The sequence below is a fragment of the Paraburkholderia sp. genome (genome assembly GCF_035501035.1).
Lineage (GTDB): Bacteria > Pseudomonadota > Gammaproteobacteria > Burkholderiales > Burkholderiaceae > Paraburkholderia.
On the sequence record NZ_DATJWR010000278.1, the window covers coordinates 14,613 to 27,718 of the forward strand.

General features: G+C 64.6%; 9 protein-coding genes. 3 read left to right on the plus strand and 6 right to left on the minus strand.

Annotated features, from left to right (window positions below; translation table 11 throughout):
• Positions 1-33 precede the first annotated feature (33 nt).
• Entirely contained in the window at positions 34-1,440 is a 1,407-nt protein-coding gene (locus VMJ11_RS20475) for an aspartate aminotransferase family protein (protein WP_325621204.1), read from the minus strand.
• 209 nt (positions 1,441-1,649) lie between these two features.
• On the opposite strand from VMJ11_RS20475, the gene VMJ11_RS20480 reads away from it, so the two are divergent.
• Entirely contained in the window at positions 1,650-3,134 is a 1,485-nt protein-coding gene (locus VMJ11_RS20480) for a sugar porter family MFS transporter (protein ID WP_325621205.1), read from the plus strand.
• A gap of 65 nt (positions 3,135-3,199) precedes the next feature.
• Here VMJ11_RS20480 and VMJ11_RS20485 read toward each other — a convergent pair whose 3' ends face one another.
• The 3 genes from VMJ11_RS20485 to VMJ11_RS20495 form a co-directional block, all read right to left on the minus strand.
• Positions 3,200-3,739 (minus strand): hypothetical protein, encoded by a 540-nt coding sequence (locus VMJ11_RS20485; protein ID WP_325621206.1) that lies wholly within the window; start codon positions 3,737-3,739, stop codon positions 3,200-3,202.
• A 229-nt stretch (positions 3,740-3,968) separates the two neighbouring features.
• Positions 3,969-4,895: a glyoxylate/hydroxypyruvate reductase A gene (locus tag VMJ11_RS20490; RefSeq protein ID WP_325621207.1), complete on the minus strand. Its 927-nt coding sequence runs from the start codon at positions 4,893-4,895 to the stop codon at positions 3,969-3,971.
• Positions 4,896-4,912: 17 nt separating this feature from the next.
• On the minus strand, positions 4,913-5,788 hold the full coding sequence (locus tag VMJ11_RS20495; RefSeq protein ID WP_414694434.1) for a GNAT family N-acetyltransferase: 876 nt from the start codon (positions 5,786-5,788) through the stop codon (positions 4,913-4,915).
• A gap of 461 nt (positions 5,789-6,249) precedes the next feature.
• Here VMJ11_RS20495 and VMJ11_RS20500 point away from each other — a divergent pair, with 461 nt between their 5' ends.
• Positions 6,250-11,100, plus strand: coding sequence for an NAD-glutamate dehydrogenase (locus VMJ11_RS20500; protein WP_325621208.1), 4,851 nt, complete (start codon positions 6,250-6,252; stop codon positions 11,098-11,100).
• A gap of 225 nt (positions 11,101-11,325) precedes the next feature.
• Here VMJ11_RS20500 and VMJ11_RS20505 read toward each other — a convergent pair whose 3' ends face one another.
• Positions 11,326-11,571 (minus strand): hypothetical protein, encoded by a 246-nt coding sequence (locus VMJ11_RS20505; protein ID WP_325621209.1) that lies wholly within the window; start codon positions 11,569-11,571, stop codon positions 11,326-11,328.
• Positions 11,572-11,679: 108 nt separating this feature from the next.
• Between VMJ11_RS20505 and VMJ11_RS34520 the strand changes: the two genes are divergently transcribed.
• A complete protein-coding gene (locus VMJ11_RS34520) occupies positions 11,680-11,970 on the plus strand; it encodes a hypothetical protein (RefSeq protein ID WP_414694435.1) in 291 nt (96 codons plus the stop codon).
• Between the two features lie 48 nt (positions 11,971-12,018).
• On the opposite strand, the gene VMJ11_RS20515 is transcribed toward VMJ11_RS34520, so the two are convergent.
• Positions 12,019-12,771, minus strand: a complete 753-nt coding sequence (locus VMJ11_RS20515) for a hypothetical protein (protein ID WP_325621210.1) — start codon at positions 12,769-12,771, stop codon at positions 12,019-12,021.
• Positions 12,772-13,106 lie beyond the last annotated feature (335 nt).

Genomic DNA, 13,106 nt, shown 5'->3' on the forward strand with positions numbered 1-13,106 from the left:
TGGCCCTGCATGTCGAATGATCGAATGATGTTATCACGCGGCGACACGGGCGCTGACCCCATTCTTTGCGTTGAGCGCGGCACGCACTTCGGGTTGGGCGAGCACGTCGTCGAGCGTCTTTTCGAGGCGCTCGAACAACAGGTCGAATTCGCTTTCCGTGTACGAGAGTGCGGGCGCGAAGCCGAGAATGCCGTCGCCGAATGCACGGAAGACGAGGCCGTTGCCATAGGCCGCGGCGGCGATCCGGTCGGGCAGGCCGAGCGCGGCGTCGAAGCGCTGCTTGCTCGCTTTGTCGGCCACGAGTTCGAGCGCGCCGAGCAGGCCGCGATGGCGCGAGTCGCCCACGAGCGGGTGCGCACGCAGCGCGTCGAGACCCTGTGCGAAGCGCGGCGCGCGCGCGAGGCCATTCGCGAGCAGGCCACCTTCGTGATAGAGCCGCATGACTTCGAGGCCGATGGCGGCACTCACCGGGTGCGCCGAATACGTGTGCCCGTGACCGATCACGGCGGCGGCGTCGCCATCGGCGATCCCCTGGTAGACGGCGTCCGACATCAGCACGGCGCCCATCGGCGCATAGCCCGCCGTGAGGCCTTTGGCTATGGTCATCAGGTCCGGTTCGACCTGTTCCGCCTCGCACGCGAACAGCGGGCCCGTGCGGCCGAAGCCCGTGATCACCTCGTCGGCGACGAACAGGATGTCGAGCTTGCGGCAAGCCTCGCGCATCGCTTTCAGCCAGCCGACCGGCGGCACGATCACGCCGCCCGAACCCTGGATCGGCTCGCAGAAAAATGCGGCGACGCGATCGGCGCCGAGCGCGGCCACTTTCGCTTCGAGCGCCGCGACGGAGGCGGCGATGAGCGCGGCGTCGTCCGCATGCTCGCTGCGATACGCATACGGCGACGGGATGTGATGCTGGGTGGCGAGCGGCACGTCGAAGTGACGGTGGAACGCGGGCAAGGCGGTGAGCCCGGCGCCGATCGACGAGGAGCCGTGATAGCCGCGTTCCAGCGCGATGATGTGCTTCTTCGTGGGGCGGCCCGTCGCGTTGTAGTAATGCGTGATGAAGCGCAGCGCCGAATCGACGGCGTCCGATCCGCCGAGCGTGAAGTACACGTGCTGCAGCGAAGCGGGCGAGCGTTCGACGAGCTGCGCGGCCAGCTCGATGGCGGGCTGCGAGCCGAAGTGGAAGTAGCCGGTCGCGTAGGGCAGGCGGGCCATCTGGCGGGCGGCGGCTTCGATGATGCTCTGGTGCCCGTAGCCGGTGTTCACGCACCAGAGGCCCGAGAAAGCGTCGAGTAGTTCGTTGCCGTTTGCGTCGCGCAGGAACACGCCCTGTGCGGAGTCGAGCACGGTCACGCCGCGCGCCTCGTGCGCGCGGTAGCTGACGACGGGGTGGATCAGATGTTTGCGGTCGGCTTCGATGAGCGAGAGATTCGGCATGGTTCGGTTCCCGGCTTGAGCGGTCTGAGGAGAGGGGCTGTTGACCGTTCCATGCTACCGGGCCGCCGCCGGTCGGCGCTTCGCCAAATCATTCGTGAAATAGCGCGATTGTGGCGTTTTGAGCGGCGGGCGCAGCATATTCTGCTGCGCGGACTGATGCTAACTCCGCTCTAACTATCGAAGCGGATCATCCGCCTGTGCGCCACGTCATGGAAAGCGGGCCCAAAACGAACTGCCCTGCGCAGCCAACCCTCTTCTGGCCGGCATCAACTCGAACTTATCAGGTGATTTCCTTGAGTACCTTATCCCAGCAAAGTGCCGGCACGACCGCGCGCTCGAGTCAGTACTGCCTCTTCGTATGCCTGATGGCGGCACTCGCCGGCCTGCTGTTTGGTCTGGACATCGGCGTGATCTCTGGCGCGCTGCCCTTCATCGCCAAAGAATATGCGGTCACTGACCGGGTGCAGGAGTGGATTGTCAGCTCGATGATGGTTGGCGCCGCCATAGGCTCAGTGGGCGCGGGCTGGCTGTCATGGCGCCTTGGCCGGCGTTACGCGTTGGGCCTCGCGGCTATCCTGTTCGTCGCAGGCTCGCTGTGGTCGGGCCTCGCGGGCGGTCCGGCTTACCTCATTGCCGCGCGGACCCTGCTTGGTCTTGCCGTTGGCATCGCTTCATTCACTGCACCGCTGTACCTTTCGGAGATCGCGCCTCGTCACGCCAGAGGCGCGATGATCTCAGCCTATCAACTGATGATCACCGTTGGCATCCTCGCAGCCTTTCTCTCGAACATCGGGCTTTCCTATATCGCCGACTGGCGCTGGATGCTGGGTATCATTGCCGCTCCCGCGCTCGTGCTGCTCGCCGGTGTGGCTGCCCTGCCGGATAGCCCGCGATGGCTGTTGCAGCGCAACCGCGAAGCCGAGGCGCGAGCCGTTCTGCAACGGTTGTATGAGCGCAATGAGGACGTCGAAACGGAAATTCGCGAGGTCACGGAGCAAAACGCGCAGCCCCAGCATGGCTGGGGGTTGCTTCGCTCGAACTCGAACTTCCGGCGCTCGGTCGCGCTTGGCGCCGTCCTGCAGATTTTCCAGCAGCTCACGGGCATCAACGTAGTCATGTATTACGCGCCGCGTATTTTCGGGCTTGCCGGTTTTGCCAGTCATGAGCACCAGCTATGGGCGACCGTTGTGGTGGGCCTCGTCAATGTTCTTGCCACCTTTGGCGCAATTGCGCTTGTCGACAAATGGGGGCGCAAACCGATTCTTTACACCGGTTGCGGCGTGATGGCCGTCGGCATGGGGCTGCTCTCGCTACTGCTCAAGCTCGGCCTGACGGATGTGGCTTCGCAACTGCTGGCCGTGAGTGCGCTCCTGTTTTTCATCGCCGGATTCGCCATGTCGGCAGGCCCCCTCGTCTGGATCCTCTGCTCGGAAATCCAGCCGCAGCAGGGCCGTGATTTCGGCATTGCCGTCTCGACTTTCGTCAACTGGACGGCCAACATGGTCGTGGCCGCAACGTTCCTCAGCCTGCTTTCGTTCGCGGGGGAGTCCAACACCTTTCTGATCTATGCACTGCTAAATGTGTTGTTTGCTGTCGTGGTGTTCTTCTACGTACCGGAAACCCGAGGGATATCACTCGAGCGGATTGGGCGGAATCTGATGGCAGGCAAACGTCTGAAGGACCTGGGAAAATAAGTGCGAATGCCCGACGGCCGCACAACGAATGTTGCGCGGCCGTATTGTCGTTCTGATCGCGCGGGTCACTTATCAACCGCATCGCCCCGTCTGTGTCCTGAGAATCCGCGCAGCACCCACTCAATCGCAAACCCGAGCAAGAGCACAATGAACGGCGGCGCAAGGACCAGGACCGCATCGCGGGCTGCCGGTTCGTACAATGCCTTGGAGTCTTCGTCGGCGAACTGTCGGTGAAGTTTGTCCGCGACCTCCTTCGCACTCACGTTTGGAGGTACGCCCTCAAGTCGCTCGCCATTCCCGAGAATGATCGTCAGCGAGCCATCGCTGGCAGTCTGGACGCTGACGTCGAGGCGTGGGTCCTGCTCACGGGGCTTGGCGGCGCACTTCGACGGCGAAGGCTCGTCCGCGTTCCTGGCATTTTCATTGCCGAGGCAGTCGAGCCGGTTCTGGATGTTCCTCTGAATCTCGATCGCACTCGGTGTTAGTGGCGCGTCAGCGGTGTAATGGGGCACTACGACCGACCATAGCGTGGCAATGATCCAAAGCAGCGTGGCCAGCGCCCATAGGCGCAGCAGTCCGCGCTTCCACTGGATGTCTCTTGGCATGGGGCTGTCTCCGGGCGCCGGTACGGTGACAGCACTGTAACGCACCGCCCAGATTTTGCTATGTTGGCCCGCTTCGGGGGTTCGGCCAGGGCTGCTGGGCGTGAGACGTCTCGAGACAATCGTGAAAGACGAGCCTTGCTCTGCACGCCAAGGGCAAATGGGGGCCAGCCTATTCGGCTGCGCCCTGGCCGAAGTCGCCGGGCAGTGTTGGAGCGCTTTGCCCGCGCGATCAGTAGCCGCGGCTGCGGTCGATCTGGCCGCGCATTGGCAGCCCGTCGCGGTGGCGGCGGATATTGTCGAGCACGACCTCGACCGCCGTCTCGGGCCGCGTCGCGCTGGCGATATGCGGCGTGAGGCGCACACGCGGATGCGTCCAGAACGGATGCGAGGGCGGCAACGGTTCGGGGTCGGTGACATCGAGGATCGCGTTTTGCAGATGCCCGCTATCGAGCGCGTCTAGCAGCGCCTGCTGGTCGAGCTGCGGTCCGCGACCGACGTTGATGAACGATGCGCGCTTCGGCAGCTTCGCGAAGAGCGTGGCGTCGAGCAGGCCGCGCGTCGCGTTCGTGAGCGGCAGCAGGCAGATCAGGATATCGGTGCGCGCGAGGAAGGCATCGAGCGCCTCTGTGCCCGCGTAGCAGTCGATGCCGGGCAACGCGTGCGCCGAGCGGCTCCAGCCTGCGCACGGAAACCCGAACAGGCGCAATCGTTCGAGCACGGCGCTGCCCAGCATGCCGAGGCCCAGCACGCCAACGCGGCGCGAAGCGGCGGCGCGCACTGGCAGCTCGCGCCACACGCGCTGCTCCTGTTGCAGGGCGTAATCGAAGAGATCGCGATGAATGGTGAGGACCGCCTGGGTCACATACTCGACCATGCCCTCGACGATGCCGGGCTCGACCATGCGCACGACCGCGATGTGATCCGGCACGCCGGACAGATCGAACTGGTCGATGCCTGCGCCCACCGAGAAGATCACCTCCAGATTGGGCAGCGTGCGCGCGGGGTCTTCGGGCGGCTGCCATGCCGCGAGATAGCGCACGGCCGCCGGGTCGCCGGCATCGGGCCACAGCCGGAACGGAATGTCGGGCGCCTTGCACGCGAAGAGCTGGGCCCATTGCTTGCCGCGTTCGGGATCGGCCTTGTAAAGGAGCGTCATGACGTGGTGCCTCGCAATCAGCCCAGCGCCTGGTTGACGATGGCGAACTGCAGCGCGGCCGGGTCGTGCGCGGGCGCGCCGTTGCGTGCCATCTTCACGACGGTGTCGACGCGCGCAAGGCCGATCGATTCGAGCCAGGGGCCGAGGCCCTGCTCGTCGGGCGTATCGATGCGCGTGAACGCGCCGGCGTTTGCCGCGAGCCGGTTTGCGATCAGTGCCTGGGCCCGTTGCGTCTGAAGGCCATTGTCGGCAAAGGCTACGACGGGGCCGATTGCGTGACCGCGTCCGAATGGGCGCAACAGCGCAAAGCCGAGCAGGGTGTCGCCGCGCGCGAGCGCGACGCCCTCGGATATATCGAGCAGCGCAGGCAGTAACGCATGGCGGTCAAGCCCGCTTGCACGCGAGGCGAGCTCGATCAGCTGCGGCGTATCGCGAGGTTCGAGCGCGCGCAGGTGCTCACCGGGTGGCGGCGCGATTGTCGGCGCGACAAAGCCGCTGCCCTGATGCTGGTGCAACAGGCCGACCTTCCTGAAGCCGAGCTTTTCGTAGAGCGGCTGACCGGCGGGCGTTGCGTGCAGTACGGTCATGCGCGGGCCGAGCGTGTCGAGCAGACGCTCCATCAGCATGCGGCCGATGCCGCGGCCCTGCTGGTCGCCAGAAACGATGACGAGCCCGAGCGTGGCCCCATGTTCTCCCCAGCGCCAGCAAAGCGCGGTGCCAACCACGCGCTCGCCTTCCTTGACCACGAAGCCCTCGCCGATGGCAGCGGCGAAGCGCCAATCCTCGGCGCGATGCGGCCAGCTGAATTGCTGGGAAAGCGCGTGGGCGCCCTCGATGTCGGCTTCCGGGAAGGGCAGACAGACGAGACTCGTGGGCTCGGGCAGTACGGACACGGCAGGCTCCTCGGGCGAAGTAGTTCAAGGGCGACTTTGACACGGCGGGCCGGGCGCGGATAGGACGATCTTATCGACGGATGGGATGCCGTTGTGCAACCCTCCAGTCGATAGCGACGGGTCTTGCCCTGGAAGATGAGACTTCGTCACATGTGGAGAGTAGGACTCCGGATTATTTTTCCGACGCCACACTCGCACCGTGTCGCACGCAAGCTCAACGAAATGGGGAGCGTTGCTGGACGGTCCCGTTAAGGCATACCGCCGGATGACGCGCCGCACAACGCGCCAACCGCTTCGCATGCAGCGAGCAAGTTCCGCGCCAAATCGCGCCAAATCGCGTAGGCGCGTGACGGCTCGCGGCGGCCGACATTGTGGCCACGCATTCATCGTTCGATCACCTTGCCGGTGCATAATGGCCGAACCGCCGATGCAGTCGATAGCGACCCGTCAAGGAGTCCGTCATGCTAGCGAGAAACGAGGAACTCGTCGCCCATCTTCTTTCCGATGTCGTGGAATTCGCGCGAGCGCGTTTACCCGAACCGACGTTTCAGATCGTCGAGCCTTTCCTGCGGCACTACTACGACTTCGTCGACGCCGAAGATCTGCGTAGCCGCAGCATCGCCGACCTTTACGGCGCCGCCATGGCGCACTGGCGCACCGCGCAGCGCTTCGTGCCGGGCACCGAGCGCATGCAGGTCTACAACCCGATCCTCGAGCAGCAAGGCTGGCACTCGGACCATACGGTCATCGAGATCGTCAACGACGACATGCCATTTCTCGTGGATTCGGTCACCTCGGCCGTGAACCGGCTGGGGCTCACGCTGCATTCGGTCATGCACCCCGTGTTCCGGATATGGCGCGGCAAGGACGGCGCGATCGAGCGCGTGGACGTGGGCGGCGCGGGCGCCGACGACGGACGATCGCAACTCGCCTCGTTCATCCACTTCGAAGTGGACCGCTGCGGCGATGCAGCAAAACTCGACGAGCTGCGGCGCGACATCGCCAAGGTGCTCGGCGACGTGCGGGCTTCGGTCGAAGACTGGCAGAAAATCGTCGAGGTCGCGCATGCCACCATCAAGACCATGAAGACGCGAGAGTCGAGCGCCGAAGATATCGAAGCGCGCGCGTTTCTCGAATGGATGGTCGACGACCATTTCACTTTCCTCGGCCAGCGCGACTACGCACTCGTACCGCACGACGGCGGCTATGGTCTGCGTGGAGTGGAAGGCTCGGGCCTCGGCATTCTGCGCGAATCGCTGCGAGCGCCCGGCTCGTCCGACGTCACGCCGCTGCCGCACGCGGCCGAAGACATCATCAGCGGTGCGTGGCCCATCTTCCTCACCAAGGCCAACTCGCGCGCCACAGTGCACCGGCCGGGCTATCTCGACTACGTGGGGGTGAAGCTCGTTGGAGCAGACGGCAAGGTGAGTGGCGAGCGCCGCTTCATTGGGCTCTACACCTCGACCGCGTATATGGAGTCGACCGCGGAAATCCCTATCGTGCGGCGCAAATGCGCGAACATCGTGCGGCGCGCAGGCTTTCTGCCGAAAGGGCACCTCGGCAAATCACTGGTCACGGTGCTCGAGACCTATCCGCGCGACGAACTGTTCCAGTCGAGCGAGGATGAGCTCTACGACACCGCGCTCGGCGTACTGCGCCTGCAGGAACACCAGCGCACGCGGCTATTCGTGCGGCGCGACCGCTTCAACCGTTTCGTCTCGTGCCTCGTGTACATCGCGCGCGACAAGTACAACACCGACTCGCGGCGCCGTATCGCGAACCTGCTGATGGAGTCCTTCAACGGCGTTTCCGTGGAGTTCACGCCGCTGCTTTCGGAGTCGGCCATCGCGCGGATTCATTTCGTCGTACACGCCGAGCCCGGCACGATGCCCGACGTCGACACGCGCGAACTGGAAGTGCGGCTCGTGCAGGTCACGCGCCGCTGGCAGGACGATCTTGCCGACGCGCTGCTCGACGCGTTCGGCGAAGAACAGGGCACGCGGCTCTTGCATCGCTACGCCGATTCGTTCCCGGCCGGCTATCGCGACGACTATCCGGCTCGCACGGCGGTGCGCGACATCGAACTGATCGAGCGCGTGCAGGGCACGCCGCACATCGCCATGAATCTGTATCGCCCCATCGAGGCGGGGCCGCGCACGTTCCGGTTCAAGGTGTATTGCGCGGGCGAAGCGATCGCGCTCTCGCGCAGCCTGCCGATGCTCGAACATCTCGGCGTGCGCGTGGATGAAGAGCGGCCCTACGTGATCGAGGTGCCCTCTTGCGCCCCGGCATGGGTCCACGACTTCGGCCTCGAACTCGCGGACGACGCCGAATTTGATATCGAACGCGTCAAGGACCTGTTCGAAGACGCTTTCGAAGGCGTCTGGAGCGGACGCATCGAGAACGACAATTTCAATCGCCTCGTGCTGCGCGCCTACCTGAGCGCGCGCGAAGTCACGATCCTGCGCGCTTACGCCAAATATCTGCGCCAGGTGGGCTCGACTTTCAGCGACGCGTATATCGAGCGCGCGCTGACCGGCAATCCCGCGATCGCGCGCCAGCTCGTCGAACTGTTCGCACTCCGATTCGATCCACGCGGCGATGAAGCGCGCGAAGGGCGCACGGCGCTCATGCTCAAGGCCATCGAAAGCGCGCTGGACCAGGTGCCCAATCTCGACGAGGACCGCATCCTGCGGCAGTTTCTCGGCGTCATCAATGCGACCGTTCGCACGAACTACTACCGGCGCGAAGCGAACGGCGCGCCGCGGCCTTCGCTGTCGTTCAAGTTCAACCCCGCGAAGGTGCCCGGCCTGCCCGAACCGAAGCCGATGTTCGAGATCTGGGTCTACTCGCCGCGCGTGGAGGGCGTGCATCTGCGCGGCGGACGCGTGGCGCGTGGTGGCCTGCGCTGGTCCGACCGGCGCGAAGACTTCCGCACGGAAGTGCTCGGACTCATGAAAGCGCAGATGGTCAAGAACGTCGTGATCGTGCCGGTGGGATCGAAGGGTGGCTTCGTCGTGAAGAATCCGCCGCCGGCGAGCGACCGGGAGGCGTGGATGCGCGAAGGCGTGGCCTGCTATCAGACCTTCCTGCGCGGCCTGCTCGATCTCACCGACAACCTCGTGAACAATGGAATCGTGCCGCCGCCCGACGTCGTGCGTGACGATCCCGACGATCCGTATCTCGTCGTGGCCGCCGACAAGGGCACGGCCACGTTCTCCGACTATGCGAATGCGATTTCGGCCGAATATGGCTTCTGGCTCGACGACGCGTTCGCCTCGGGCGGCTCGGTGGGCTATGACCACAAGAAAATGGCCATCACCGCGCGCGGCGCCTGGGAATCGGTCAAGCGGCACTTCCGCGAAATGGGCGTGGATACGCAGACAACCGACTTCACTGTGGTCGGCATCGGCGACATGTCGGGCGACGTGTTCGGCAACGGCATGCTGCTCTCGCCGCATATCAAGCTCGTCGCGGCCTTCGATCACCGGCACATTTTCCTCGACCCGAATCCCGATACGGCCGTGAGCCTCGCGGAGCGCACGCGGCTTTTCGCGCTCGAACGCTCCAGTTGGGCTGACTACGATTCCGCTGCGATTTCGGCGGGCGGGGGGGTGTTCGCGCGCACCGTGAAGACGATTCCACTCGCGCCCGCGGTGCAATCGGTGCTCGGTATCGACGCTGCCGCGCTCACGCCGAACGAGCTGATCCGCGCCATCCTGCAGGCGCCCGTCGATCTGCTCTATAACGGCGGCATCGGCACGTATGTGAAGGCGAAGCACGAAACCAACGCGCAGGCCGGCGACCGCGCGAACGACGCCGTGCGCGTGAACGGATCGGACCTGCGCTGCAAGGTGGTGGGCGAGGGCGGCAATCTGGGCGTCACGCAATTCGGCCGGATCGAATTCGCGAAGCACGGCGGCCACATCAATACCGATGCGATCGACAACTCGGCAGGCGTGGATTGTTCGGATCACGAAGTGAACATCAAGATCCTGCTCGGCCTCGTGGTGGCCGACGGCGAGATGACGACCAAGCAGCGCAACACCTTGCTCGCGGAGATGACTGACGAAGTCGGACTGCTGGTGCTGAGCGACAACTATTACCAGACCCAGGCGCTCTCGATTGCGGGGCGCTACGCGGTGGCGCTGCTCGACACCGAGGCGCGTCTCATGCGCTGGCTCGAACGCGCGGGACGGCTCAATCGCGTGATCGAATTCCTGCCTACCGACGAGGAGGTGGCCGAGCGCCAGGCCGCGAAGCTCGGCCTCACGTCGCCGGAACGCGCGGTGCTGCTTGCCTACAGCAAGATGTGGCTCTACGACGCGCTGCTCGACTCGGACGTGCCCGAAGACCCGCTCGTGGCCGGTTTCCTTTTCGACTATTTTCCGAAGCCGCTTCAGCAGCGCTTCAGCGAGCCGATGCAGCGGCACCCGCTGCGGCGAGAGATTCTCGCCACGCATCTGACCAATGCGCTCGTGAACCGCGTGGGCTGTGCGTTCGTGCACCGGCTCATGGAGGAAAGCGACGCGCGGCCCGATGAGATCGTGCGCGCGTGCATCATGGTGCGCGACGTGTTCGATCTCGACGAGATCTGGCGCGCGATCGACGCGCTCGACAACCGCGTACCCGACGACGTGCAGGCGCGCATGTTCGTCGATATCGCGCGGCTGCTCGAACGCGCGGCACTGTGGTTCCTGCGCCATCTGCAGACAGGCGGGGTGGACCGGGACGGCGTGGCTTCCCTGCTCGCGCGTTGCCGCGACGCCGCGCATCGTCTAGCGCCACAACTGCCCGCGCTATTGCCCGAAGCCGATCTCGAAGCGCTCTCGGTACGCCAGGGCGAACTCGTGAATGCGGGCGTGGAAAGCACGCTCGCGCTGCGCGTGGCGAGCGGCGGCATTTCCGTCGCGCTGCTCGATATCGCCGAAGTGGCGGCGGCATGCGGGCGGCCGCTGGAGTTCGTCACGGCCACGTATTTCGCACTGGGCACGCGGCTCAATTACGGCTGGATCAGCGAGCGCGCGGCAGCGCTGCCGACGCCGACACACTGGGACACCATGGCACGCGCGGCCGCGCTCGCGGAGGTGGCACGCCTGAAGCGCGCGCTCACGACGAGCGTGCTTGCGCAGGCGACACAGGCGACGGACTCGGCGGATGCACAAACGCTCGTGGACACCTGGTGCGGGCAGCACGAGGCTGCGCTGGAACGCTACGGGCAGTTGCTTGCGGAACTGCGTGCATCGAGCGGCGTGAGTCTCGCGGTGCTGCTCGTGATCGTACGGGCGATGGCAGTGCTCGAAAGGGCTTGATCGAGCGTCGCGTTTTCGCGGGTCGAGGGGTGCTGCGGCACGGAATGGCAAAGCAAGTGGCTTCTGCGTGCCGCAGCGAATTCAACCGCGCTGACGCGGGCCGTCGTCGCTGCGAGCTTCGTTGAAAATCGCGAGGCCGGGAATGCCGAGCGCATGGCAGCCCGTCACTTAACGTTGCAAAGCAACACGTTCAGGTTTGCGTTGCCCGTTCGCAGGGGGCATTCGTCAGGCGTCGAAGTGATAAAGCCGGTAGGCGCGCGGCGCAACTACCGAGAGATACCCGTGCACGGCATGACGCAACAAACGCCGCAGCGCGGTGACATCCAGCGGCGCCGCGCGCGTCATCAGCGCTTGCGAGACGAGGCCGTAGACCATGGCATGCACGGCGAACGCGGCGTCCTGTGTCGGTGCATCGACGGGCCACGCTTCGACGCACAATGGGGCCGGGTTTTCGGCACGCTGCCTGAGCATGACGCGCAGGCTAGGCTGCTCGAGCGCGCGTGGCCTGTCTGAAACCGCTCTCGCCGTGAGGACTACGATTGCAACCCAGGCACCATTCGGCAAAGAACAGCGCTCGCCATGAACATTGTTTCCGTGTTTGACAGCAACGTCCGCAAATACGCGGACAAACCCATGCGTACGGTACGCGTCGCGGGGCCTGGTGTCGATCTGCGCGTGGTCGGCATCGATGGACGCGACACGCAGGGCGGAGAGGTGGGCGAAATCTGGCTAAAGCCGAATCGGCGATGCACGGCTACCTCGACGACGAACGCGCCACGCAGGAAGCCTTCAGCGATGGCTGGGCGCGAAATGCTGCCGCGCACCGCGACGGGTAAGCTGATGAAGCATGGATTACGTGCTTCGGTCTGAAGCGCCGCCGCCGCGCAAATCGGCCTTTGGGCGGCGGATACCCGTGCATTAGCGGCTCAGTGCGGTCTGGGCCCGTTGCAGCCACTCGCTATTGTGTTCGCGGGCATGGCGTGGCCAATGCCTCGCGTCGTGGACGATATCCGCGTAGAGATCTCGCGCGCGCTTGCGGTCGGCCTCGTCGGGCTGTGCCGCGAGCCAGTCGGCGTAAAGGCAACGGGGCGCGGCGTCGCTCGCGTTGGCGAGCGCATTTTCGAACGCGGCGCGTGCGCCCGGTGCGCCGATCGCAGCCAAAGCCCGCGCATACAACAAGGCTGGCACCGGCTGCTGACGAGCGATGGGCTGGACGGAGAACAGCTTCTCCAGCGTTTCCTGCGTAGCCCCCGCATCGCCATTGGCAAACTGCGCGCGTGCCAGCCCTTCGAGTAAAGCCGGATCGGACGAGAACGGCCCACCGACGGCCGCCTGATAGTGTTCCAGGGCTTCCTTGGCATTGCCGGCATCGAGCAGCGCCGCGCCCAGGCGCATGCGGTGCGCGACGGTCGGCGCACGGTCGAAATCCATGCGCGCTTCGCGTACGGCCCGGTTTGGGTCAACCAGTTGCGAGATCGCCCTGCTCGTTGCCCTTGCTCCACGCGATTGGCGCAAGCTCGGCAAGTAAATCACGAAGAAGTAGACCAGACTGCCAAGACCGGGGAAAAGAAAGAGGATCAGCAACCAGTACATGTTCTGCTGGTTGCGCACGGCATGCACCGCAAAAAACAGGGCGATGATGACGTAAAGGCTTATTCCGAAAATGCGCATTGAGAAGAAGGGTGGTTGAGGTGTGTTGCCCGAGGTGGCTAGCGAAACGATAGAAAGCAGTGGCGAAAAAGCACGCTCCCGTGCTGGTTGACCTGACGACTGTTGGCGAAATCAATCATCGGGAAGCCGGTCGCATTCGCAACATAGGGAGATTAATCATTTCAATGGCTTTGTCAACTTGCGATAGCCAGACGATGACCGTGAAGGCCGCTCAGTTTCCAGGCGTCGTCCATCAAATTTTGTCACGCAATATTTCGAGCGGCGAGACGTTTGCGAGGCGAAGTGCTGCCGGGTCAGGTGAAAGCTCGACGAGACGATCGCCGTAAGCCTCCGTC

Bases quoted from the DNA above. Each gene is read 5' to 3' on its own strand.
- VMJ11_RS20475 (WP_325621204.1), bottom strand. From the start codon at position 1,440: ATGCCGAATCTCTCGCTCATCGAAGCCGACCGCAAACATCTGATCCAC.
- VMJ11_RS20480 (WP_325621205.1), top strand. From the start codon at position 1,650: ATGGAAAGCGGGCCCAAAACGAACTGCCCTGCGCAGCCAACCCTCTTC.
- VMJ11_RS20485 (WP_325621206.1), bottom strand. From the start codon at position 3,739: ATGCCAAGAGACATCCAGTGGAAGCGCGGACTGCTGCGCCTATGGGCG.
- VMJ11_RS20490 (WP_325621207.1), bottom strand. From the start codon at position 4,895: ATGACGCTCCTTTACAAGGCCGATCCCGAACGCGGCAAGCAATGGGCC.
- VMJ11_RS20500 (WP_325621208.1), top strand. From the start codon at position 6,250: ATGCTAGCGAGAAACGAGGAACTCGTCGCCCATCTTCTTTCCGATGTC.
- VMJ11_RS20505 (WP_325621209.1), bottom strand. From the start codon at position 11,571: ATGCTCAGGCAGCGTGCCGAAAACCCGGCCCCATTGTGCGTCGAAGCG.
- VMJ11_RS34520 (WP_414694435.1), top strand. From the start codon at position 11,680: ATGAACATTGTTTCCGTGTTTGACAGCAACGTCCGCAAATACGCGGAC.
- VMJ11_RS20515 (WP_325621210.1), bottom strand. From the start codon at position 12,771: ATGCGCATTTTCGGAATAAGCCTTTACGTCATCATCGCCCTGTTTTTT.